The organism is Citrobacter sp. MGH104 (assembly GCF_001034485.1).
GTDB lineage: Bacteria > Pseudomonadota > Gammaproteobacteria > Enterobacterales > Enterobacteriaceae > Citrobacter > Citrobacter freundii.
The window spans coordinates 523,773-546,612 of the sequence record NZ_KQ089818.1 but is presented as its reverse complement, the minus strand read 5'-3'; the positions used below and the strand labels follow the sequence as shown (position 1 = coordinate 546,612).

The window sequence follows — 22,840 nt, the reverse complement described above, 5'->3', positions numbered from 1 at the left end:
AGATGAAGAAGGCGCTTCTGGTGGTCAGCTTTGGCACCAGCTATCACGACACCTGTGAGAAAAATATTGTGGCCTGTGAGCGCGATCTTGCAGCCAGTTGCCCTGACCGCGACCTGTTCCGGGCGTTTACCTCCGGGATGATTATCCGCAAGCTCAAGCAGCGTGACGGCATTGAAATCGACACACCGCTGCAGGCGCTGCAAAAACTGGCGGAGCAGGGGTATCAGGATGTGGCTATTCAGTCGCTGCACATTATCAATGGCGACGAATACGAAAAAATTGTCCGCGAAGTGCAAAGTATGCGTCCGCTGTTTTCACGCCTGACGCTGGGTGTACCGCTACTGAGCAGCCATGAAGATTACGCCCAGCTGATGCTGGCGCTGCAACAGCAAATGCCGACGCTTAGAGAAAATGAAAAAGTGGTGTTTATGGGACACGGCGCCAGCCATCATGCCTTTGCCGCCTATGCCTGTCTCGACCATATGATGACGGCGCAGCGCTTTCCGGCGCGGGTTGGGGCGGTGGAAAGCTATCCGGAAGTAGATGTGCTGATTGAAAGTTTATCTCAGGAAGGGGTGACGGCGGTGCATCTGATGCCGCTGATGTTAGTTGCTGGTGACCATGCCATCAATGATATGGCCTCTGACGAAGATGATTCGTGGAAAACATTGTTCAATGCGGCCGGGATAACGGCTACGCCATGGCTCAGTGGACTGGGTGAGAATCCGGCGGTTCGCGCCATGTTCGTGGCACATTTACAGCAGGCGCTTAATGTGGCGCTGGAGGAAGCAGCATGAGCGGGAAACTGTACGCATTAAGCACCGGACCTGGCGCTTCCGATCTGATCACCGTACGTGCTGCACGTACGCTGGGCATGCTGGATATTCTCTATGCGCCTGCCGGGCGTAAAGGCGGCGATAGCCTGGCGCTGTCGATTGTACGGGAGTATATCGGCGAGCAGACCGAGGTCCGCTGCTGCCATTTTCCCATGAGTGCCGACAGCGCGGAAAAAGAGGCCGTCTGGGATGAGGTTGCAACCGCGCTGGTTCAGGAAGTCGAAGCTGGAAAAAAAGTAGGTTTTATTACGCTCGGCGACGCCATGCTGTTCAGTACCTGGGTCTTTTTACTGCAGCGCATTGGTTCGCCTGACTGGTTAGAAATCGTCCCGGGCGTGACTTCTTTCGCTGCGATTGCCGCGCGTTCGAAAACCCCGCTCGCCATGGAGCAACAATCGCTGGCAGTGGTCTCCTGTACCGCGCCGGAAGCTGAAATTCAGCAGGCGTTAAAGCAGCATGACAGTCTGGTGTTGATGAAAGTGTACGGTCGTTTTGCGCGTATCAAAGCACTGCTGCAACAAGAGGGTTTGTTGGACTGCGCATTAATGATGTCTGAAGCCACGCTGCCAGGTGAACAGTGCTGGCGTCATCTCGATGAGGTGAGCGACGATCAGCCGCTGCCTTATTTCTCGACCATTCTGGTCAATAAACAGTGGGAGTATGCACAATGAAGCTTGAACAACAGCTAAAACAGCTGTCTTTCAGCGGGTTGGCTGCGGCGCTATTACTGATGATTGTTCCTGAGCAAGCGTTCGCCATGCACATTATGGAAGGTTTCCTGCCGCCGATGTGGGCGCTGGCATGGTGGCTGCTGTTTTTACCCTGCCTGTGGTACGGGCTGGTGCGCCTGCGCCAAATCGTGCAGGAAGATAACCACCAGAAAGTTTTGCTGGCACTGTGCGGCGCCTTTATTTTTGTGCTGTCGGCGCTGAAAATTCCTTCCGTTACCGGAAGTTGTTCACACCCTACCGGCGTAGGCCTGGCGGTTATCCTGTTTGGACCTGGCGTAGTGGCCATCCTCGGGGCGATCGTTCTGCTGTTCCAGGCACTGCTGCTGGCGCACGGTGGTTTGACGACACTCGGCGCGAACGGCATGTCGATGGCGGTAATTGGCCCGGTAGTGGGTTACATGGTGTGGAAAATGGCCTGCCGTGCAGGGCTGCGTCGTGATGTTTGCGTCTTCTTGTGCGCGATGCTGGCGGATCTCGTCACCTATTTCGTGACGTCGGTACAGCTGGGCGTCGCGTTCCCGGATCCCTCTGCTGGCGCTACCGGTTCAATCATTAAGTTCATGGGGATTTTCTGTTTGACGCAGATCCCAATCGCGATTGCGGAAGGGTTACTCACCGTGCTGATTTACGATCAGCTAACCAAACGCCAGTTAATAACCGCACAAGGACATTAACGATGAAAAAGACGCTGATTATATTGGGCATGGTTGTGGCGCTGGTGATCCTGCCGTTCTTTATCAACCACGGTGGAGAGTACGGCGGTTCAGACGGTGAGGCTGAGAGTCAGATTCAGGCTATTGCCCCGCATTATGAACCCTGGTTCCAGCCGCTGTATGAACCGGCAAGCGGTGAAATTGAAAGTCTGCTGTTTACACTTCAGGGATCGCTGGGCGCAGCCGTGATTTTCTATATCCTGGGTTATACCAAGGGCAGGCAACGCCGTGATGACCGGGCTTGACAGGCTTAGCTATCAAAGCCGTTGGGTTCATGTCTCGCCAGTGCGGAAATTTCTGCTCTGGCTGGTGATGATGATTCTGGCGTTTACTCTGCCCCCGTTGGGGCAGGGTATTGAGCTGTTATTGATTGCCGCGCTGAGCTGCTGGCTGCTGCGTATTTCATTCTGGCGCTGGTGCCGTTGGATGGCATTACCGTTTGGTTTTCTGGCGGTTGGCGTAGTGACCATCCTGTTTAGCATCAGCCGCGATCCACAGACGCTGTTGGCCAGCATACCTGTGGGAAGTTACTGGTTGGGAATCAGCGCACCAGGTCTGGTGACAGCGAATGAGACGTTCTGGCGCAGCCTTGCAGCGCTGGCAGCAACCTTCTGGCTGGTACTGAATCTGCCGTTTCCGCAATTAATTATCCTACTCAAACGCGCGCACGTTCCTCGCCTGTTAACTGAACAGATCCTGCTGACCTGGCGGTTTATTTTTATTCTCTTAGACGAGGCGCTGGCTATTCACCGCGCACAAACGCTGCGTTTTGGTTATCGTAGCTTGCCGTTGGGCTACCGCTCTCTGGCAATGCTGGTGGGATTGCTGTTCACCCGCGTGTTGATCCGCTACCAGCAAATGACCACCACACTGGATATCAAACTTTATCAGGGTGATTTTCACCTGTAAGGAAAAGTATGCTTGCCACCTCAGCGCTTTGGTTTCGCTATCAGGATGACCCGATCCTCAAAGGGCTAACGCTGGATTTTTCTACGCATGCCGTCACCGGGTTGGTAGGCGCTAATGGTTGCGGGAAATCCACGCTGTTTATGAACCTGAGTGGCTTATTGCGCCCACAGCAAGGCGCGGTGATGTGGCAGGGCAAACCGCTGGATTACAGCAAACGCGGCCTGCTGGCGCTGCGTCAACAGGTGGCAACGGTATTTCAGGACCCCGATCAGCAAATCTTTTATACCGATATCGACAGCGATATCGCCTTTAGCCTGCGCAATCTCGGGGTGGATGAGGCTGAAATCGCCCGACGCGTGGAAGATGCGCTTACGCTGGTCGACGCCCAGCATTTTCGCCATCAGCCCATTCAGTGTTTAAGCCATGGGCAAAAAAAACGCGTAGCGATAGCCGGGGCGTTGGTGTTGCAGGCGCAGTATCTGCTGCTGGATGAACCTACTGCGGGCCTCGACCCGTCAGGCCGCACGCAGATGATTGAGATTATCAAACGCATCGTAGCGCAAGGAAACCATGTCGTAATTTCAAGCCATGATATCGATCTTATCTATGAAGTCAGCGATGCGGTGTACGTTTTACGCCGGGGCGAAGTACTCACGCACGGCACGCCAGGCGACGTTTTCGCCCGTACGGATCTTATTGAACAAGCGGGATTAACTCAGCCCTGGCTGGTGAAGCTGCATACCGAGTTGGGCTTCCCGCTGTGTAAAACAGAGGCTGAATTTTTTAGCTGTATGCGAGAGAACGCACTGAAGGAGGCGTCATGACGCAGGCAATAATGTTGCAGGGAACGGCATCTGATGTGGGTAAAAGCGTATTGGTCGCCGGGCTGTGTCGTATTTTTTATCAGGATGGACTGCATACCGCACCGTTCAAATCGCAGAACATGGCGCTGAACTCTGGCATTACGCCAGAGGGAAAAGAAATGGGCCGCGCGCAAATTTTTCAGGCTGAAGCCGCAGGTATTACGCCAGATGTGCGTATGAACCCGGTTCTGCTTAAACCGACCAGCGATCGCAAAGCGCAGGTAGTGCTGATGGGCAAAGTAGCGACTGATATGGACGCGGTGAGTTACCACGAGTACAAACCACGTCTGCGGGAACAGATCCTGTCAGTTTATAACAGCCTGGCGCAGGAGTTCGATGTGCTGGTGCTGGAAGGTGCGGGGAGCCCGGCAGAGATTAACCTGCGCGATCGCGATATCGTCAATATGGGCATGGCAGAAATGGCGCAGTGCCCTGTCGTTTTGGTGGCGGATATCGATCGTGGTGGGGTATTCGCCTCCATTTACGGCACGCTGGCGCTGTTGCACGATCACGAACGCGCACGCGTAAAAGGGGTGATCATCAATAAGTTTCGCGGTGATGTGACGCTGCTGCACTCCGGTATCGAGCAAATTGAAGCGCTGACCGGTGTTCCGGTGCTGGGCGTGATGCCATGGCTGGATGTTGATCTGGAAGATGAAGATGGCGTTGCGCTGCAAAAGGGCAAGTATTTGCGCACTGATAAACGCGACATCGACATCGCCGTTGTGCAAATACCGCACATTTCTAACTTTACGGATTTCAATGCGCTTGCTGCGCAGCCGGATGTGCGTGTGCGCTATGTTCGCCAGCCTGAAGAGCTGGCGGGGGCCGATCTGGTGATTTTGCCCGGCAGCAAAAATACCCTTGGCGATCTGGTGTGGCTGCGTGAAAGCGGGATGGCGCATGGCGTCGTGCAATTGCATCGTAATAACGTACCGGTGGTGGGGATTTGCGGCGGTTATCAAATGCTCGGCGATACCATCATTGATGAAGTGGAGTCAGGACTCGGTACGCTGCCGGGGCTGGGTTTGCTCAATACCGTAACCCATTTTGCCCAGCACAAAACCACGACCCTGGTTGAGGGGCAAATGTCCTCGTCGCTGCCTGACTGGCTGGCGGGCACGGCGGGGTTATCCGTTCGCGGTTATGAAATTCATATGGGCGAAACAGCATTAACCGATGAATGTCAGTCGGTGATGACGTTGCACAAAGACGGCGGCAACGTTGTTGACGGCGCGGTCACTGCGGATGGTCTGGCGTTCGGCACCTATCTTCACGGTCTTTTCGACAGCGATGATTTCACCCGTGCGTTGGTCAATGGCCTGCGAGAACGTAAAGGGTTAGCTCCGCTGGATTCCACCTTCCATTACGCGCAATATAAATCGCAGCAGTTTGATCTGCTGGCGGATGCGATGCGGCAACACATCGATATTGAGAAAATTTATACCATCATGCAGCAACACCGGGAGCCAGTATGATGATTCTGGTTACTGGCGGCGCGCGAAGCGGTAAGAGTCGGCATGCGGAAGCGCTGATCGCTGATTCCCCAAACGTTTTGTATATTGCGACTTCGCAGATTTTTGATGAGGAGATGGCTGCGCGAATTCAGCATCATCGCGATGGACGTCCTGCGCACTGGCGTACAGCCGAACGTTGGCAACATCTTGATGAACTGATCACGGCAGCGAACGATCCTCAGGAAGCCATTCTGCTTGAATGCATCACTACGATGGTGACCAACCTGCTGTTTGCTCTGGGCGGTGACAGCGATCCGGATAGCTGGGATTACGCGGCGATGGAGCAGTCTATCGAAGGTGAAATCCGTTCGCTGATTGCAGCCTGTCAGCGCTGCCCGGCAAAGATCGTGTTGGTCACTAACGAAGTGGGAATGGGGATTGTGCCGGAGAACCGTCTGGCGCGGCATTTTCGTGATATTGCAGGACGCGTGAACCAGCGACTGGCGGCGGCGGCTGATGAGGTCTGGCTGGTGGTATCAGGAATTGGAGTCAAAATTAAATGAGTAAGTTGTTCTGGGCAATGCTCTCTTTTATCAGTCGCTTGCCCGTTCCTGCTCGCTGGTCGCAAGGACTGGATTTCGAGCACTATTCCCGCGGTATTGTGATGTTTCCCCTGATTGGCGTCGTGTTGGGAGGGTTGACGGGGCTGGTCTTCATGGCGCTCCAGACCTGGTGCGGTATACCGTTGGCCGCTCTTTTTGCGGTGCTGACGCTGGCGTTATTGACCGGGGGATTTCATCTGGATGGTCTGGCGGATACCTGTGACGGCATTTTTTCGGCGCGCCGACGCGAGCGGATGCTGGAAATCATGCGTGACAGTCGTCTGGGAACCCACGGTGGACTGGCGCTAATTTTCGTTTTACTGGCGAAGGTGCTGGTGGTGAGCGAACTGGCTTTGCGTGGCACGCCGATGCTGGCTGCGCTGGCGGCGGCATGTGTCGCCGGGCGAGGAACGGCGGTGTTGCTGATGTATCGGCATCGCTATGCCCGCGAAGAAGGGCTGGGTAACGTTTTTATTGGTAAAGTCACCGGGCGTCAAACCTGCGTTACGTTGGGATTGGCGGCGATCCTTGCCGCCGTGCTGCTTCCCGGCATGCGCGGCGTGGCAGCGCTGGTTGTCACAATGGTGGCGATTTTTATTCTTGGGCAGTTATTAAAACGCACGTTGGGTGGGCAAACCGGCGATACGCTGGGCGCTGCCATTGAACTTGGCGAGTTGATTTTCTTGCTGGCTCTGCTCTGAGCCAGCCCACATACTGGAACCCTTATGCAGACTTTAACCTCTTTACTCCGCGCGATCCCATTACCTGACAGTGCCGCGATGCTGCGCGCGCAGCAGCATATCGACGGCTTGCTTAAGCCGCCGGGAAGCTTGGGGCGACTCGAATCTCTCGCCGTACAATTGGCCGGGATGCCTGGCCTGAAGGGTGTGCCGCATGTGAATGGCAAAGCGATGCTGGTGATGTGCGCTGATCACGGCGTGTGGGATGAAGGGGTTGCCGTTTCACCTAAAGTTGTCACGGCTATACAGGCTGCCAATATGACGCGTGGCACGACCGGCGTCTGCGTCCTCGCCGCTCAGGCGGGGGCGAAGGTCCATGTGATAGATGTGGGGATTGATGCTGAACCTATTCCCGGCGTGGTGAATATGCGTGTGGCACGCGGCTGCGGCAATATAGCCGAAGGCCCGGCAATGAGCCGTTCGCAGGCCGAGGAGTTGTTGCTGGAAGTTATTCGCTATACCCATGAACTGGCCAAAGACGGTGTGACGCTGTTTGGTGTCGGTGAGCTTGGTATGGCAAATACTACACCTGCGGCGGCCATTGTTAGCGTGCTTACCGGCAGTGATGCTGAGGAAGTCGTGGGTATTGGCGCTAACCTTCCTCTTTCTCGGGTGGGGAATAAGGTAGACGTTGTGCGTCGGGCAATTGCCGTCAATCAGCCGGATCGCCATGACGGTGTCGATGTGCTGGCTAAAGTTGGTGGGTTCGATCTTGTCGGCATGGCAGGGGTAATGTTGGGGGCGGCCTCCTGCGGCCTGCCGGTCGTGCTGGATGGTTTTCTTTCTTATTCTGCTGCGCTGGCGGCCTGCCAGATTGCACCACAAATTAAACCCTACCTAATCCCGTCACATTTCTCCGCTGAGAAGGGCGCCCGTACCGCGTTGGCGCATCTTGAATTGGATCCGTATCTGAATATGGGGATGCGTTTGGGCGAAGGCAGTGGGGCCGCGTTGGCGATGCCAATTGTTGAGGCTGCTTGTGCGATGTACAACAATATGGGGCAGTTAGCCGCCAGTAACATCGTGCTTCCGGATGGTAAGGAAGCGTAGTTACCGCTCAACCTGAACCTCGCCTCTTGGCGAGGTTTTTTTATGCGCAAATATGTCGTAACCCACTAAAACAGATAATAAAAGCTATAATTAACGGATATCTGCTGCGACGAAGGAAAGGAAAAAGATGCGTCGTGTAAAACTGCTTTGTTCACTCATTATGTTGCTTGCGAGTCAGGGCGCGCAGGCGGTGAGTTATCCACTGCCGCCAGAGGGCAGTCGCCTGGTGGGTAGCCCTTTGACTATTACGGTTCCACCAGGTAATACCAAGCCGCTGGAGGCATTTGCCGCTCAGTACGGGCAGGGGTTGAGCAATATGCTTGAAGCCAATCCGGGCGTCGATATTTTTCTGCCTAAATCGGGTTCAACGCTGGTTGTGCCGCAGCAACTGATATTACCGGATACCGTACGCGAGGGGATTGTCATCAACGTCGCCGAGATGCGGCTTTACTATTATCCTGCTGGCAGCAATACGGTTGAGGTTTTACCCATTGGCATTGGTCAGGCGGGTAGAGAAACGCCGCGCAACTGGGTGACGGCGGTAGAGCGTAAGCAGGAAGCACCAAGCTGGACACCGAGGCCAAATACCCGACGCGAATACGCCGCTCGCGGGGAAAGCTTGCCAGCATTTGTTCCTGCCGGGCCAGAAAATCCGATGGGCCTGTATGCAATTTATATCGGCAGGCTTTATGCCATTCACGGGACAAATGCCAATTTCGGTATTGGTCTGCGGGTAAGCCAGGGGTGTATCCGTTTGCGGAATGACGACATCAAGTACCTGTTTGATACGGTGCCTGTAGGGACCCGTGTACAATTAATTGACCGACCGGTGAAATACAGCGAAGAGCCGGACGGTAGTCGTTGGGTGGAAGTGCATGAGCCGCTGTCGCGAAATCGTTCGGAATACGAGTCTGACAGAAAGGTACCTTTGCCAGTCACTCCCGCTCTGCGTACCTTTATCAGCGGGAATGACGTGGATGTGAGCCGTGGGAACCAGGCACTGGAAAGACGTTCCGGTATGCCGGTGAACATCAGCCTGGTACAGAAACATTATTAATTTTCAGGGCGACTCTGGTGACCTTCAGGTCGGATGGGTCGCTTTTTTTATTTGATACTGCCCCATTTTTACCACGCCAATATGGTCTGCCATTAGTTGAGCTTCGTGTTCACTGTGGGTAACCAACAGCGCCGTTTGCCCTGCGGCGCGCAAAATATCCCGTACCTCGTTGCCAAGACGTTCACGCGTGCGCTTATCAAGGCTGGAGAAGGGTTCATCGAGCAACAGGATTTCCGGATGTGGCGCCAACGCGCGCGCAAGGGCGATACGCTGTTGTTGCCCGCCTGAAAGCTCATGCGGATAGCGGTTGGCATGGCTGTGTAACTCCACCATTTTCAACAGCTCAGTCACTCTGGCCTGTTGTTCCTCACGCGGCATGCGACGCAATCCAAAGGCCACATTTTGCTGCGCGGTCAGATGGGGGAATAACGCATATTCCTGGAAGACCATGCCGACATGACGTTTTTCCGGTGGCAGATGAATGCCGGGACCGGCAACACGGCGCTGTGACACATAGATCTCTCCGTTTTGCAGGCGTTCAAATCCGGCAACTGCGCGTAGCACCGTGGTTTTTCCGCAGCCTGAAGCGCCCAGCAGACAGGCGATTTCACCTTTACGTACCGACATTGAAAATCCGCTCAGTACCGATTGCTGGCTGTTGCCATAAGTAACGTGTACATCCTGGAGTCGTAATGCAATTTCTGACATTGTTGCTCTCTTAACCACGGCGAGTCATTTGGTGACGCACCAACAAAATAACCGGTAGCGTGCCAGCTAAAACAATCATTAGCGCGGCGATAGCACCTTCTTCATAGGTTCCACGGGCGGCTTCCGCATACAACAATGTTGCCAGCGTTTCGAAATTGACCGGGCGCAAAAGCAACGTTGTTGGCAGTTCTTTCATGGCATCGGCAAAAACCAGCAGGGCACTGCTGACTAACGCTGGACGCAGCAGGGGAAAATGGACCCGTGCAAACGTCCCCGCACCATTCTCACCCAACAGACGAGACGCCTGTTCCAGCGAGGGGGGGATACGGCCCAGACCAGAATCCAGTGCGCCAATGGCAATCGCCTGGAATCGCATGGCACAACAAATTACCAGCAGGATCCCGGCGGACATCAGCGGCAGACCACGAACATCCAGTAAATCGGCCAGCCAACGGTCTACCGCCATGGCGGGGGTCAAAAAACCAATTGCCAGAATTGTGCCGGGAACCGCATAGCCTAAAGAAGCCAGACGCATCACGCCGCGACGAAATCCTGGCATGGCGTTGTCGGCGGCGCTATGACGCGCGCTCCAGGCCACTAACATACTGACGCAAACCACCACCAGCGTGGTTCCCGCCGCCAGCGATAGCGTATTTTGTAATGATGATAGTAACGAAGAGGAAAGCGGATTCTCATCACCTATGCGTTTGGCGCTTTCCCACATTAAAAACAGAACCGGAGCCAGAAAACCCAGCAGGACAGGCAGTGAAATAACGCCACCGAGTAGCCAGCCACGCCAGCCCTGCACGCGCGTAGGTTGAATTTCCCGTAGGCTGCGACTGCTGAATCCTTGTTTTCTGCGACCATAAAATTCCAGCGTCAGAATAAGGAATATAAACATCAGCATCATGCAGGCAATTTGCGCCGCGGCAGATAAATCAGAACGCGAGATCCATGTGGTGTACACGGTAACGGTTAACGTCTGTACCCCGAGAAACTCCGATGCGCCGATATCGTTGAGCGTTTCCAGTAGTGCCAGGCTGATCCCAACGGCCAGTGCCGGACGGGCCATGGGCAATGCAACACGAAAGAAGGTTCCGGTTGCGCTGCATCCCAGCGTGCGTGCGGCTTCCAGTAAATGGGCCGGTTGGCTAATAAACATGGCGCGGGTTGTCAGATACACGTATGGGTAAAGCACCAATCCGAGTAGGATGATTGCGCCGGAAAGTGAGCGCAAATCTGGCAGACGGAACTGTCTTGGGCTGTCAAAACCCAGTAAAAAACGGATAAAGGTTTGCAGGGGGCCAATCGGATGCAGCAGATCGAGCCACGCAAAGGCCACAATGTAGGTCGGCATCGCCAGCGGCAACAGTAACGCCCAGCTAAGTATTTTACGTCCAGGGAAATCCCATGCCGTTACCGCCCATGCGCTGCCTACGCCAATCACGCCGACCATCACCGCGACACCGGCTAATAACAGCACGGTATTTTTTAGTGCGGCAGGTAGTACATACGTCAGGAGATTACCCCAGTGAGATAAATCGGCCTGGGTAGCCTGCCAAATCAGCGCTATGATCGGTGTCAGAACGCCAAGCGCTACGCACAGTGCGCCAAGATGTAGCGGCGTTAATAATGACTGCGGCCCGGAAACCAGGCCGCGTAACGTCGGAAACTGCAGAGGTTTATTGATCGAATCCAACTTTATCTACCAGCAGACTAGCTTGTTTACGATATTTAACGATTTCGGTTAATGGTGTTTTATCGACGTCGATTTCGCCAATAGTTGCGTTGATAACCGGGTCAAGCGTCACGCCTTTCAGTACCGGGTATTCGAAGTTCGCTTTCGCATACTGCTGCTGGGCAGGTGCTGAAACCAGATATTCCATCAGCTTAACGGCATCGGCTTTATTTGGCGCATAGCGGGCTACAGCTGCACCACTGATGTTGACGTGTGTACCGCCATTTTCAAAGGTAGGTTTAACGACTTTAATCGCATCGCCCCATTGACGCGCATCGCTGCCTTCTTTGGCATTTTTCATATGGCCGACGTAATAGGAGTTGGCGAGACCAATATCGCAAATGCCGCCGAGGATATCGCGAGCAACATCGCGATCGCCACCAGTAGCTTTACGCGCCAGGTTAGCTTTCACACCGCGCAGCCATTCTTCGGTCTTTGCTTCGCCGTGATGAGCAATCATTGCGGCGATCAGCGCCGTGTTATACGGGTGCTGTCCGGAACGAATACAGACTTTACCTTTGTACTCAGGGCTGGCGAGTTGTTCGTAATGCCAGTTATCGATTGGCAGTGACTTCTCGGCATACAGCACGCGGGCACGCATCGACAGCGCAAACCACTGATTATCTGCACCGCGCAGATTAGCCGGAATAGCGGTTTTCAGTGCTTCTGACTCTACTGGCTGAGTTACACCCGCTTCAACTAAATCAATGAGATTACCGGCATCGACGGTCATCAGCAGGTCGGCAGGTGAATTTTTACCTTCAGCTTTAACGCGCTCAAGCATACCGTCCTTGATATAGACCGTACTGACTTTGATGCCGCTGGTTTTGGTCCAGCTATCAAGCAAAGGCTGGATCAGACCCGGTTCACGGGTTGTATAGAGCGTTAACGTTTCCTGAGCGAAAGCCGGTAGGCTAACTGAGAAGACCAGGGAAGAGGCAAGAGTGATACGGCGCAGTCCGGCGCGAGGCAGAGAATTCATCGTTTATATCCCAGAGTAATTGGAACGTACAGTGAACCGAGCGGGGGCTCGTTCCTTTGGCTCGCGTACAATAAATGATAATCACTAGCACTTACAATAATTGCAAAGTTTAAACGATTTACATTTACATAACTTTAATCAACGTTGTGATGCGGCATGTAACGGGGGTGCAGAGCAGGCAGGGTGCTTATCAGAGGGGATTTTATAGCGACCGAAAAAGCAAAAAGCCTGCTTAGTTTCCTAAGCAGGCTTCTTAAATATGGCTCCTCTGACTGGACTCGAACCAGTGACATACGGATTAACAGTCCGCCGTTCTACCGACTGAACTACAGAGGAATCGTGTGAACGAGGCGCATATTACTGACCTCACCATGAGGTGTCAACAGTAAAATTAGCGCGTCATTTCAATTGCTTAATTAATCTTCAAATTCAGCGTTAATGCACATTTGGTGAGCGATAATGACCATCTTAGCGGGTATCGCGTAACCGCTCCATGGGGTTCTGGCGGTAAAACTGAATAAAACGCTGCCATAAGGCCGGAAAACGTGGCGCAAATAATTCAGGAGCACTGAAGAAATACTCCGAAAGAACGGCAAAGCATTCGGCCGGGTCGGTTGCTGCGTAAGCATCTATACTGCACGCGGTTTCACCGACCAGATCAATTTCATCCTGAATGTTATTCATTGCGGCATACAGGTCGTGCTCCCAACCGGCAATATCTCGCAGAGGGATCGCCGGAATACCGCTGGCGCGGTCGCCATTACGCATATCAAGCTTATGTGCCACTTCATGGATGATCAGATTAAAGCCGGAGGCATCAAAAGAATCCTGAATGTCGAGCCAGTTAAGGATTATCGGACCTTGCTGCCAGCTCTGCCCGGACTGTACAACCCGTTGATTATGCACCAGCCCAATATCGTCTTCCCATTCATCGTCAACGACAAACGGGGCAGGGTAGATGAGAACTTCATGAAACCCGTCGAGCCACTCGATCCCTAATTCCAGGACAGGCAAACAGAAAAGCAGCGCAATGCGCGCACTTTTCAGTGGGTCAAGTTCAAACCCCTGAAGCGCTACCAATCTTTTTTGCTGTAAAAAGCGCTCGGCCAGGGCGATAAGTCTGGCTTGTTCTTGCTCGGTGAGATTCACCAGAAGAGGAATAGCCTGGGCGTCGTCCCACGGCCAGTCGTCACTCCGGGTTGTTTCTTGCTCTTTCCAGGGCCACTTAATCATCGTTTTGCTCGCAAACTCGTCACTTGAACGAAATTGACGGAACGGGGTCTGTTAAAATGCCAAATTACCTGGCATCATGGCAAACGCCAAAACGGAGAGATGCCAGAGCGGCTGAATGGACCGGTCTCGAAAACCGGAGTAGGGGCAACTCTACCGGGGGTTCAAATCCCCCTCTCTCCGCCACTATTCAAACACTTAGCTCAATTCCTTTCAACGACTCATGTCACACTTGGTATAGTGTCGGTATATTCGCTTAGTATAAAGCTCGCCATCATCATGTTCTGATTTGCCCAATACTGGAAGATCCAGTGTGGGGGAAATTTTCACTTTTCTGTCATAAACCGCAACCTGGCGTTCAGTTTTGTGATCTGAGAATAGTTGTTTGTCCTTTCTCGTTTCTATCAAGTTTTTTTCCTGCGGCTCAAAGTTAAACCAGGGGCAGGGTAGCTAACGTTATTTTGGCTTTTATGCTAGAAGAAGATAGCCCCAGAAACCAGGCCGTTAGAGAAATTAGCAACAAGCCTCGAGAATAAATCTGACAGTTATCTTTGAGCGATGAGCGGGCGCACAAGACGGTGACAAGATTGCAATATTTGTTGGGGTTATGCCCACGACTTGTTTTGGATAAACTCACTTAACCCTTTGTGATACGATAATTATCTTAGATTGTCACATGGGGCCAGATTTTGAATTCATACATTTTCCTTGCCGGGGCCATTGTAGCTGAAGTAATAGGTACAACCCTGATGAAGTTCTCTGACGGGTTTACACGTCTATGGCCATCTGTCGCAACCATTGTGTGCTACTGCACTGCTTTTTATCTTCTCGCTCAGACGCTTTCGACGATTCCAACGGGTATTGCGTACGCAATTTGGTCAGGTGCTGGAATCGTATTAATCAGCCTTTTGGGCTGGTTGGTAAGTGGGCAAAAGCTGGATTTCCCGGCGATCGCAGGCATGTTCCTGATTTGCGCTGGGGTTCTGGTTATCAATATTTTTTCAAAATCTTCCCCGCATTAATTCTAAAAGAGTGTCGGATATCTGGCGCTGTTAGCAGAGCTTATCCCTGTGCGGTGAAAAAGCCCGCTTGGTATGAAGCGGGCTTGCGTATTTTTGTCGTAATTAGAACTGGTAGACTAAACCAACGGCAACGATGTCGTCAGTTGCGATACCATTGCTTTCATAGAAGCTGTCGTCTTCGTCCAGCAGGTTGATTTTATAGTCAACGTAGGTGGACATGTTTTTGTTGAAGTAGTAAGTCATACCCACTTCAACATATTTGACCAGATCTTTGTCGGTGTAGCGTGGGGTGCCATTGCTATGGTGATCCCAGCCACCTAAGTCGACACCTTTAGATTGCAGGAATGCAACGGACGGGCGCAAACCAAAGTCAAACTGGTATTGTGCAACAACTTCGAAGTTCTGCGTTTTGTTGGCGATACCGCCTTTGTCATCACCATAAGCGGTCATATTGCGGGTTTCGGCATACATTGCAGCCAGGTATACGTTGTTAGCGTCATATTTCGCGCCAACAGTCCATGCATCTGCTGTTTCACCACCAGCATATTTACTGGTGTAGCTACGATCATTGCGACCTTCAGCAACTTGATTGTTAGAACGGTCAGAACTGGAGTATGCAGCGCCAAGACTTAAACCGAAGTCGAAGTCATAAGAGGTGGACATACCGAAACCGTCGCCGTTCTCACGTGTCAGGTCCCGACCTTTACCATTACCGGTACCTTCGCCTGAACCACCATCTTCATTATTGCCTTGATACTGCAAAGCAAAGTTCAGGCCATCAACCTGACCAAAGAAACCATTATTACGGTAAGTGGCCACGCCATTGGTACGACCGGTCATATACACGTCGGTCTGGGTGTAGGTGTCACCGCCAAATTCCGGCAGCATATCTGTCCAGGCTTCTACATCGTAGACGACGCCGTAGTTACGACCATAGTCGAAGGTACCGTTCTGGCCAAAACCTAAACCGGCAAAGGCCAGACGAGTTGCAGCATTTGCGCCTTCACCTTCAGCAGTATTGGCCTTAATGTTGTATTCCCACTGACCATAACCGGTCAGCATGTCGTTGATCTGTGTTTCGCCCTTAAAACCCAGACGGGCATAGGTCTGATCGCCATCGTCGCCAGGGTTATCAGAGAAATAACGCAGACCATCGACTTTTCCATACAGATCCAGTTTATTGCCGTTTTTATTATAGATTTCAGCCGCATTTGCTGCGCCTGCAGCTAATAAAGCAGGGAGAAGCAGTGCCAATACTTTTCTTTTCATTATGTATTCCCTTTGCATGATAATTAAAATGAATATGTAGTACTATCCAAGAAACTACATTTGGATACTATCTATGAAGTTCATTTAATTTAAAATATAACATATAACAAATGTATTTAAAATATTTCTAGATGTTTCATTGGTGTGTTTTTATAACTATAAATATATGTTGATTAAATTGCTATTTGTTACACAAATCATTTTTAATCAATATTTTATGTATATCTAGTTATTTATTTGAAACTTGAATTTTATTTGTGGGGAGTATTTGTTTTTGTTATTCATATAATATAGTTGTTGATATTGAGATTATGGTTTCTATAAATTCATGTGGATTTTGTTTTTGGTGCGATAATAAAAGTTAATTATGTAATGGGGCAGGCAGTGGTTTGCAATGAAAATTGTTGCTAAGGTGATTTTCTTTCTACAAAGGGAGATAGCATGAAACTGCACGACTGGCAGTCGCAATTTGAAGCTTGGTTAGCTGATAACCATTCCGGACAAGATGCTGCGCATGACATCTTTCACTTTCGTCGTGTGTGGATGACGGCGCAAAAGCTGAGTACAGATGCTACTGTAGACTGGCTAGTGGTGTTGACCGCGTGCTACTTCCATGATCTCGTCAGCCTGCCAAAGAACCATCCTGAGCGTCATCGTTCGTCGGTACTGGCAGCTCTGGAAACGCGTCGCATTTTGATGCGCGATTTTCCGGATTTTCCACAACAAAGAATACCTGCCGTGTGCCATGCCATCGAGGCGCACAGTTTTAGCGCCAAAATTGCACCAGAAACCCTTGAAGCGAAAATCGTGCAGGATGCGGACCGGCTTGAGGCGTTGGGGGCTATCGGTCTAGCGCGCGTATTTGCTGTGTCTGGTGCGTTAGGCGTGGCGCTATTTGATGCGGAAGATCCGTTTGCCCGCCAGCGTGGCCTTGACGACAAACAGTACGCGCTCGATCACTTCCAGACCAAGTTATTGACGTTGCCGTCGACGATGCAAACTGAACAAGGACGACATTTAGCGCAGCATAATGCTGACTTCTTACTGACGTATATGGCGAAGCTGAGTGCGGAGTTAAAAGGAGAGTATGAAATGCTGGATCTTGACGCGATTCAACCCTTTAAAGCACGTTAGTCGCCAGTACAGCCTCAACGTCAACCGCACTATTTTATGTTAATCTGTCGGTTATCCATTTCGGCCGGTTAAATGTATGCAGGATAATTTTTCAGTAGCAGGCTCCATGAACCCGATGACAGATGATAACAAGGCCGCCGCGCAGGTGATTTTGGCTAAGTTGCTTGAAATATATGACGTGAAAACCCTGGTTGCTTATCTGAACGGTGTTGGCGAGAACCGCTGGAGTCCGGCCATCTTTAAGCGAGCGGTGGCGAACGAAGCATGGCATCGCCTCAGCGACAATGAGTTTACTTATCTGAATTCCTTACTGCCGACGCCACCTGCGCATCATCCGCATTATGCCTTTCGATTTATCGATCTGTTTGCCGGCATTGGCGGGATTCGTCGCGGCTTTGAGGCAATTGGTGGGCAGTGCGTGTTTACCAGCGAGTGGAACAAGCATGCGGTGCGCACCTACAAAGCGAACAACTATTGCGATCCCTTCCAGCATCACTTTAATGAAGATATTCGTGATGTCACGCTGAGCCATCAGGATGGGGTGAGCGACCAGCAGGCGGCAGAACATATTCGCCAGCACATTCCAGAACACGATGTACTGCTGGCGGGATTTCCTTGTCAGCCCTTCTCCCTGGCCGGGGTGTCAAAGAAAAATGCGTTAGGGCGGGCCCACGGTTTTGCCTGCGATACACAAGGCACACTCTTTTTTGACGTGGTGCGCATTATCGACGCTCGTCGACCTGCAATATTTGTGCTCGAAAACGTCAAAAACCTGAAGAGTCACGATCAAGGCAAAACGTTTCGCATCATTATGCAGACGCTGGACGAGCTGGGGTATGACGTGGCAGATGCGGCAGATAACGGTCCGGACGATCCGAAAATTATCGATGGGCAACATTTTTTGCCTCAACATCGCGAACGTATCGTGCTTGTCGGCTTCCGACGCGATCTGAATTTGAAATCAGACTTCACGCTGCGGGATATTGTCACGCGTTATCCGCAGCGGCGTACTACGCTGGCGGAACTGCTTGAGCCGACCGTCGATGCGAAATATGTGCTGACGCCGGTGCTGTGGAAATACCTCTACCGCTATGCGAAAAAGCATCAGGCGCGGGGAAATGGATTTGGCTATGGCATGGTGTATCCCGGTAACCCTGATAGCGTAACGCGCACATTATCTGCGCGTTATTATAAGGATGGGGCGGAGATTCTGATTGACCGTGGCTGGGATATGGCGCTGGGTGAAAAAGATTTTGACGATCCTCAGAATCAGAGACACCGCCCTCGCAGACTTACGCCCAGAGAGTGCGCGCGCCTGATGGGGTTTGAATCTCCGCAAGGCTATCAGTTCAGGATCCCCGTGTCAGATACTCAGGCTTATCGCCAGTTTGGTAATTCGGTGGTCGTTCCGGCATTTGCGGCGGTGGCCAGGCTGCTGGAGCCAAAAATCAGGCAGGCAGTTGCTATTCGCGAGAAAGAGAACCTGCATGGCAGACGTTCACGATAAAGCAACACGCAGTAAAAATATGCGGGCGATAGCCACCCGCGATACCGCAATTGAAAAACGCCTTGCCAGCGTGCTGACAGAGCAGGGGGTAACGTTTCGCGTGCAGGATGCGACGTTACCCGGTCGCCCCGATTTTGTGGTGGATGATTATCATTGTGTGATTTTTACTCACGGTTGTTTCTGGCACCACCACAATTGCTATTTGTTTAAAGTCCCCGCGACACGAACGGAATTCTGGCTGGAAAAAATAGGCAAAAATGTCCAACGCGATGCGCGGGATTGTGAAAAATTGCAGGCTCTTGGCTGGCGCGTACTGATTGTCTGGGAGTGCGCCCTGCGTGGTCGCGAAAAGCTGGATGATGAAGCGTTATCTGAACGTGTCAGCGAGTGGATCTGCGGCGGTGGCGACACCGCGCAGATCGACACTCTCGGTATTCATTTACTGTAATGTTTTTTCCGACGAACTCGCGACGGCATCCGCTTTAACAGGGAACAGGTATTTCCCCAATGTTACCAGCACCACAGCAAACACGATCACGCCGAGCGCCAGCCATTCGATAGGGGCCAGTCTTTCTCCCCCCAGACCGGTACCTAACAGCACCGCAACAACCGGATTGACGTAGGCGTAGCTGGTGGCTAGCGCCGGGCTGACATTGCGGATCAAGAACATATACGCATTAATGGCAATAATGGAGCCAAACAGGGCCAGGTAAGCCACCGCCATAAAGCCGGAAAATGTTGGCATGGTGGTCAGTTTTTCCCCGGAGAGTAACGATGCGCACATCAGCACAATACCGGCTGCTAACATTTCAATGGCTCCGGCCATCATGCCAACGGGCAGCGTAATGCGTGAACCGTACACCGAGCCAAACGCCCAGCTTATCGAACCGATCAGGATTAAAATAGCGCCCCACGGATTGCCACTTAAATTGCCTCCGCTGTTCAGCATGATGATCCCTGCGAGCCCAATCGCTATTCCCAACCATTCCAGTTTGCGCGTTTTGATGCCAAAAAAGTGGCTAAAACACAGCGTAAATAGCGGGACGGTGGCGACCACCACGGCGGCAATACCGGAAGGGACATTTTGATGTTCTGCGACGGTGACCAGTCCATTACCCACAGCCAGCAGCAGGATACCAATTAACGCGGCGTTCAGGATTAAGCGTAAGGGGGGGAGCTTATGCCCGCGAATAAGTAAAAAACTTGTTAATAAAATTCCCGCAGAGAGAAAACGTACGGCTGCCATCATTAACGGCGGCCAGCTTTCAACACCAATGCGAATAACGAAGTACGTGGAACCCCAAATGATGTACAGCGCGAATAGCGCACTGAAAAGCGGTAACAATTGCCTGAAACGCATAATCCCTCACGGTAGAAATAAAAAGGTGCAACATAGTAAACGTCAAAACTATCTTACTGGCGAGATTTATAATTACGTGTCGATGTTAAAAACTTGTTGACCAGAAAGGTCAGTTTCAGCATGGCGTGTTTTACTTCATACTTATGACTGCAAAAAAATAATATTGAGGGTCAAAATTTTGGCAGGAAGTAGCTTACTAACCTTACTCGATGATATCGCCACGCTGCTGGATGATATATCAGTGATGGGAAAATTGGCCGCGAAAAAAACCGCGGGCGTGCTGGGAGATGATCTGTCGCTTAATGCGCAGCAGGTATCGGGCGTGCGGGCGAACCGTGAACTCCCGGTGGTCTGGAGCGTGGCGAAGGGGTCGTTTGTAAACAAAGTTATCCTTGTACCGTTGGCGCTATTGATAAGCGCATTTATTCCCTGGGCGATCACCCCCTTATTAATGGTAGGTGGGGCGTTTCTCTGTTTTGAAGGGGTAGAAAAGGTTCTGCATACCCTGGAGGCGCGTAAGCACAAAGAAAGCCCGGAAGAGCGTCAGCAGCGTCTGGCTGCTCTGGCCGCACAGGATCCACTCGCCTTTGAGAAAGATAAAATCAAAGGGGCAATACGTACTGACTTCATTTTGTCTGCCGAGATTGTTGCGATTACGCTGGGTATTGTAGCGGATGCACCTTTGCTGAATCAGGTGTTGGTGTTATCGGGTATCGCGTTAGTGGTGACCGTGGGCGTGTATGGCCTGGTCGGGATTATCGTTAAGCTTGACGACATCGGGTACTGGCTGGCAGAAAAACGTAGCCAACTTGCCCAGTCGCTGGGGAAAGGATTGCTGGTGGTTGCCCCCTGGCTGATGAAAACACTTTCTGTGGTCGGTACATTGGCGATGTTTTTGGTGGGGGGCGGTATTGTGGTACACGGAATATCACCGCTGCATCATGCGATTGAACATTTTGCTCAACAGCAAAGTACATTGATTTCGCTAATGCTTCCGACCCTGCTTAACCTGGTGCTCGGCTTTATCATCGGTGGGATTGTCGTTCTGCTGGTGAAAGCTGTCGCCAGACTGCGCGGAGTTTCGCACTAATTGTTACAGGACTGATTATGCAAAACGCCTCTTTGTCATCTAAGGTGTAAAGGTTTCTCTTGATACAGGAGGCAGGTATGGTCTTTTCTGTCAGTGAGGAAGTCACCTCCAAAGAGGGTGGCCCACGTATGATCGTTACCGGGTATGCCAGCGGAATGGTGGAGTGTCGCTGGTACGACGGCTTTGGCGTTAAACGGGAAGCATTCCGTGAAGATGAACTGGTGGTGCCGGGCGAGCGAAGACAGCTCTGTCAGGATGCCTGAACATTTGACTCGACCGTAACCTGGTGATCTCTCACCCATTAGTTATATTTATCATTTTAGTGAGAATTATTTACTTGTCAGGCAAAAAAATTGCAGATAAGGTTTGGTTCACATCAGATTTTCTGGTGTAACGAATTTACAAGTGCTTCTTGCATAAGCAAGCTTGATCCCGACCCTATAAGGGCCGGGATTTTTTTCGCCCTCAGTCAGCGATTGATCTCCGATACGCTAAAGTCGTGGATATCAAGCTCGAACGCGTCGGCCAGTTCATGCCATGTATGGTAATCTCGGCCGTCGACGCTAACGCGCTCCGGGTCATCCTGGCTGCGATGAATTTCACTCTCGCAGATTTCGTTGATTGCCTTTAGCAGCGCGTCCACATCGACGCTGACTTCACGTTTGGCCGTATCGCTGTACTCTTTCGCGGTTTTCATCCTCATACCTCTCAACCGTTAAGGATACCGGGGGAGCGTACCCAAACATCAGATACGCACAACTTAAGTATAGACCGTCGATAAAATCCGCAATCGCGCGTGCAGAGCGCTGCCAGAAAAAGGAATTTGTTCTACACTGGCACAAAGCCACAGGAGGAAAACTATGAAGGTGAATGATCGGGTCACAGTCAAAACGGACGGCGGTCCTCGTCGACCGGGCGTGGTACTGGCAATCGAAGAGTTTAGTGAAGGCACCATGTACCTGGTTTCGCTGGAAGACTACCCGCTCGGTATCTGGTTCTTTAATGAATCAGGTCATCAGGATGGTATCTTTGTGGAAAAAGTGGAGTGAGATGAGTTCCGCTGTTTGATTCTGACTGGTGGAGTCGCCACCAGTCAGAACGTCTTAGCGCATATTCACAAAGATACCATTGGTGACGTTATCCGTAAGCCTCACAACGTGATAGATAACTTGCTTATTATGCGTCTTAATCTTTCGTTTTATATTCCCCTTATGGGATGACACCGTCTTGGCTTTGATATTCATTTGATCCGATATCTGTATTGTTCCCTGACCCTCCATCCACATACGCAGCATGCTGGATTCGGTTCGACTTAATGATAATGTCGGCAGATTCACATCAATAGCAATATCTACTTCTTTTTTCAGAATATCGCCAAGTAGTTTATCCAGTGAGTCAGGTTTAATCGATTTAGAACTAATCAATAAGTTTTTTCTGACGAGTAGATATTCATCAAAATGCACGTTGGCAATTGCCATAAACACAATAAATAATGTGCTGGGATGCTGATTAATGATTTGCTTTATTTGCTGGCTATTAGCAGGATCGTGGATAAAGCAGTCCTCATTAATAAACACCACAGCGGGTTGTTGAGAGACACAGGCGAGACTGAGTTCATCAACGTTGGAAATGTTGTTGATTTCCCTTTTTTTCACTCCCCGACTTACCAGATACCCGGTTAACCCTAGTCGGGTGTAACTGCATAAATCCATAATAATCGTTGACATGGCATACCCTCACTCAATGCGTAACGATAATTCCCCTTACCTGATTATTTCATCACAACTAAACGGAATAATAACGACCCAAGATGACGCTTTCGCTGTTTTTCAGGCGAATTTA

At 51.4% G+C, this 22,840-nt stretch carries 26 protein-coding genes, 2 tRNA genes and 1 pseudogene; 19 read left to right on the top strand and 10 right to left on the bottom strand.

The annotated features are described in order from the left end of the window. Positions 1–2: 2 nt before the first annotated feature. The 11 genes from cbiK (at position 3) to ldtA (ending at position 8,958) form a co-directional block, all read left to right on the top strand. Positions 3–797, top strand: a complete 795-nt coding sequence (gene cbiK, locus SK34_RS02660; RefSeq protein ID WP_003839033.1) for a sirohydrochlorin cobaltochelatase — start codon at positions 3–5, stop codon at positions 795–797. Further along, a complete protein-coding gene (locus SK34_RS02655; protein ID WP_003030285.1) occupies positions 794–1,507 on the top strand; it encodes a cobalt-factor II C(20)-methyltransferase in 714 nt (237 codons plus the stop codon). The genes cbiK and SK34_RS02655 overlap by 4 nt, the downstream gene beginning before the upstream one ends. Further along, positions 1,504–2,241, top strand: coding sequence for a cobalt ECF transporter S component CbiM (gene cbiM, locus SK34_RS02650; protein WP_003834098.1), 738 nt, complete (start codon positions 1,504–1,506; stop codon positions 2,239–2,241). Before SK34_RS02655 ends, cbiM begins: the two co-directional genes overlap by 4 nt. A gap of 2 nt (positions 2,242–2,243) precedes the next feature. Further along, positions 2,244–2,525 carry an energy-coupling factor ABC transporter substrate-binding protein gene (locus SK34_RS02645; RefSeq protein WP_003030289.1) on the top strand — a complete coding sequence of 94 codons (282 nt, stop codon included), beginning with the start codon at positions 2,244–2,246 and terminating at the stop codon, positions 2,523–2,525. Continuing rightward, the gene (locus SK34_RS02640; protein WP_003030290.1) at positions 2,512–3,189 is read left to right on the top strand and encodes an energy-coupling factor ABC transporter transmembrane protein; all 678 of its coding nucleotides are present in this window, start codon (positions 2,512–2,514) and stop codon (positions 3,187–3,189) included. The genes SK34_RS02645 and SK34_RS02640 overlap by 14 nt, the downstream gene beginning before the upstream one ends. Positions 3,190–3,197: 8 nt before the next feature. Further along, positions 3,198–4,013 carry an energy-coupling factor ABC transporter ATP-binding protein gene (locus SK34_RS02635; protein WP_003839037.1) on the top strand — a complete coding sequence of 272 codons (816 nt, stop codon included), beginning with the start codon at positions 3,198–3,200 and terminating at the stop codon, positions 4,011–4,013. Then, positions 4,010–5,530, top strand: coding sequence for a cobyric acid synthase (locus SK34_RS02630; RefSeq protein ID WP_003844229.1), 1,521 nt, complete (start codon positions 4,010–4,012; stop codon positions 5,528–5,530). The genes SK34_RS02635 and SK34_RS02630 overlap by 4 nt, the downstream gene beginning before the upstream one ends. Then, positions 5,527–6,072: a bifunctional adenosylcobinamide kinase/adenosylcobinamide-phosphate guanylyltransferase gene (gene cobU, locus SK34_RS02625; RefSeq protein WP_003030294.1), complete on the top strand. Its 546-nt coding sequence runs from the start codon at positions 5,527–5,529 to the stop codon at positions 6,070–6,072. Before SK34_RS02630 ends, cobU begins: the two co-directional genes overlap by 4 nt. After that, the gene (cobS, locus tag SK34_RS02620) at positions 6,069–6,812 is read left to right on the top strand and encodes an adenosylcobinamide-GDP ribazoletransferase (RefSeq protein ID WP_003844226.1); all 744 of its coding nucleotides are present in this window, start codon (positions 6,069–6,071) and stop codon (positions 6,810–6,812) included. Before cobU ends, cobS begins: the two co-directional genes overlap by 4 nt. Before the next feature lie 24 nt (positions 6,813–6,836). Next, complete coding sequence (gene cobT, locus SK34_RS02615; RefSeq protein WP_003839045.1) at positions 6,837–7,901, top strand: nicotinate-nucleotide--dimethylbenzimidazole phosphoribosyltransferase; 1,065 nt, start codon at positions 6,837–6,839, stop codon at positions 7,899–7,901. Positions 7,902–8,028: 127 nt separating this feature from the next. Then, positions 8,029–8,958: a L,D-transpeptidase gene (ldtA, locus tag SK34_RS02610; RefSeq protein ID WP_048232276.1), complete on the top strand. Its 930-nt coding sequence runs from the start codon at positions 8,029–8,031 to the stop codon at positions 8,956–8,958. Positions 8,959–8,982: 24 nt separating this feature from the next. Here ldtA and SK34_RS02605 read toward each other — a convergent pair whose 3' ends face one another. The 5 genes from SK34_RS02605 to mtfA all read right to left on the bottom strand — a co-directional run bounded on the left by SK34_RS02605 (position 8,983) and on the right by mtfA (position 13,619). Next, entirely contained in the window at positions 8,983–9,666 is a 684-nt protein-coding gene (locus SK34_RS02605) for an ABC transporter ATP-binding protein (RefSeq protein ID WP_003844224.1), read from the bottom strand. A 10-nt stretch (positions 9,667–9,676) separates the two neighbouring features. Next, positions 9,677–11,365 carry an ABC transporter permease gene (locus tag SK34_RS02600; RefSeq protein WP_048232275.1) on the bottom strand — a complete coding sequence of 563 codons (1,689 nt, stop codon included), beginning with the start codon at positions 11,363–11,365 and terminating at the stop codon, positions 9,677–9,679. Next, positions 11,349–12,386 carry an extracellular solute-binding protein gene (locus SK34_RS02595; RefSeq protein ID WP_003030303.1) on the bottom strand — a complete coding sequence of 346 codons (1,038 nt, stop codon included), beginning with the start codon at positions 12,384–12,386 and terminating at the stop codon, positions 11,349–11,351. Before SK34_RS02595 ends, SK34_RS02600 begins: the two co-directional genes overlap by 17 nt. Before the next feature lie 260 nt (positions 12,387–12,646). Next, positions 12,647–12,722 (bottom strand) — tRNA-Asn (locus tag SK34_RS02590). Between the two features lie 132 nt (positions 12,723–12,854). Then, positions 12,855–13,619 carry a DgsA anti-repressor MtfA gene (mtfA, locus tag SK34_RS02585; protein ID WP_003839056.1) on the bottom strand — a complete coding sequence of 255 codons (765 nt, stop codon included), beginning with the start codon at positions 13,617–13,619 and terminating at the stop codon, positions 12,855–12,857. A gap of 93 nt (positions 13,620–13,712) precedes the next feature. On the opposite strand from mtfA, the gene SK34_RS02580 reads away from it, so the two are divergent. Continuing rightward, positions 13,713–13,802, top strand: a tRNA-Ser gene (locus SK34_RS02580). Positions 13,803–13,829: 27 nt separating this feature from the next. Here the strand turns inward: SK34_RS02580 and SK34_RS24905 are convergent. Beyond that, positions 13,830–14,009 (bottom strand): annotated as a pseudogene (locus SK34_RS24905) (hypothetical protein); the annotation flags it as partial. Between the two features lie 296 nt (positions 14,010–14,305). On the opposite strand from SK34_RS24905, the gene SK34_RS02575 reads away from it, so the two are divergent. Beyond that, complete coding sequence (locus tag SK34_RS02575; RefSeq protein WP_003839058.1) at positions 14,306–14,638, top strand: EmrE family multidrug efflux SMR transporter; 333 nt, start codon at positions 14,306–14,308, stop codon at positions 14,636–14,638. A 102-nt stretch (positions 14,639–14,740) separates the two neighbouring features. Here SK34_RS02575 and SK34_RS02570 read toward each other — a convergent pair whose 3' ends face one another. Further along, positions 14,741–15,907 (bottom strand): porin, encoded by a 1,167-nt coding sequence (locus SK34_RS02570; protein ID WP_032936822.1) that lies wholly within the window; start codon positions 15,905–15,907, stop codon positions 14,741–14,743. A 441-nt stretch (positions 15,908–16,348) separates the two neighbouring features. On the opposite strand from SK34_RS02570, the gene SK34_RS02565 reads away from it, so the two are divergent. From SK34_RS02565 to SK34_RS02555, 3 genes are all read left to right on the top strand, one after another. Continuing rightward, positions 16,349–17,041, top strand: coding sequence for a phosphohydrolase (locus SK34_RS02565; RefSeq protein ID WP_003839062.1), 693 nt, complete (start codon positions 16,349–16,351; stop codon positions 17,039–17,041). A gap of 76 nt (positions 17,042–17,117) precedes the next feature. Continuing rightward, entirely contained in the window at positions 17,118–18,548 is a 1,431-nt protein-coding gene (locus SK34_RS02560; RefSeq protein ID WP_048232274.1) for a DNA cytosine methyltransferase, read from the top strand. Next, positions 18,529–18,996: a very short patch repair endonuclease gene (locus SK34_RS02555; RefSeq protein WP_048232273.1), complete on the top strand. Its 468-nt coding sequence runs from the start codon at positions 18,529–18,531 to the stop codon at positions 18,994–18,996. Before SK34_RS02560 ends, SK34_RS02555 begins: the two co-directional genes overlap by 20 nt. Here SK34_RS02555 and yedA read toward each other — a convergent pair. Further along, positions 18,988–19,908 carry a drug/metabolite exporter YedA gene (gene yedA / locus SK34_RS02550; protein WP_003839069.1) on the bottom strand — a complete coding sequence of 307 codons (921 nt, stop codon included), beginning with the start codon at positions 19,906–19,908 and terminating at the stop codon, positions 18,988–18,990. The two genes, SK34_RS02555 and yedA, sit on opposite strands and share 9 nt — an antisense overlap. 178 nt (positions 19,909–20,086) lie before the next feature. On the opposite strand from yedA, the gene SK34_RS02545 reads away from it, so the two are divergent. Then, positions 20,087–20,998, top strand: a complete 912-nt coding sequence (locus SK34_RS02545) for a DUF808 domain-containing protein (protein ID WP_003844215.1) — start codon at positions 20,087–20,089, stop codon at positions 20,996–20,998. A gap of 77 nt (positions 20,999–21,075) precedes the next feature. Continuing rightward, complete coding sequence (locus SK34_RS02540; RefSeq protein ID WP_003030415.1) at positions 21,076–21,261, top strand: YodC family protein; 186 nt, start codon at positions 21,076–21,078, stop codon at positions 21,259–21,261. Positions 21,262–21,467: 206 nt separating this feature from the next. On the opposite strand, the gene yodD is transcribed toward SK34_RS02540, so the two are convergent. After that, positions 21,468–21,695, bottom strand: coding sequence for a YodD family peroxide/acid resistance protein (gene yodD, locus SK34_RS02535; RefSeq protein ID WP_003030417.1), 228 nt, complete (start codon positions 21,693–21,695; stop codon positions 21,468–21,470). A gap of 163 nt (positions 21,696–21,858) precedes the next feature. Between yodD and dsrB the strand changes: the two genes are divergently transcribed. After that, on the top strand, positions 21,859–22,047 hold the full coding sequence (gene dsrB, locus SK34_RS02530) for a protein DsrB (RefSeq protein WP_003030419.1): 189 nt from the start codon (positions 21,859–21,861) through the stop codon (positions 22,045–22,047). 54 nt (positions 22,048–22,101) lie between these two features. Here dsrB and rcsA read toward each other — a convergent pair whose 3' ends face one another. Continuing rightward, the gene (gene rcsA / locus SK34_RS02525) at positions 22,102–22,725 is read right to left on the bottom strand and encodes a transcriptional regulator RcsA (protein ID WP_003030421.1); all 624 of its coding nucleotides are present in this window, start codon (positions 22,723–22,725) and stop codon (positions 22,102–22,104) included. Positions 22,726–22,840 lie beyond the last annotated feature (115 nt).